This is a genomic window from Neobacillus sp. MER 74 (genome assembly GCF_023714155.1).
Window position 1 is genome coordinate 1 of record NZ_JAMAUV010000098.1, and the last position, 292, is coordinate 292.

1 rRNA gene is annotated in these 292 nt (G+C 52.1%); it reads right to left on the bottom strand.

Going from position 1 to position 292, the window contains the following annotated elements:
- A 23S ribosomal RNA gene (locus M3610_RS27675) occupies positions 1–292 on the bottom strand; the annotation flags it as partial.

Genomic DNA, 292 nt, shown 5'->3' on the forward strand with positions numbered 1-292 from the left:
TCTCGCTCACCTTAGGATTCTCTCCTCGCCTACCTGTGTCGGTTTGCGGTACGGGCACCTTTTATCTCGCTAGAGGCTTTTCTTGGCAGTGTGGAATCAGGAACTTCGGTACTAAATTTCCCTCGCTGTCACAGCTCAGCCTTATGTGAGAGGCGGATTTGCCTACCTCTCAGCCTAACTGCTTAGACGCGCATATCCAACAGCGCGCTTACCCTATCCTCCTGCGTCCCCCCATTGCTCAAACGATAAAGAGGTGGTACAGGAATATCAACCTGTTATCCATCGCCTACGC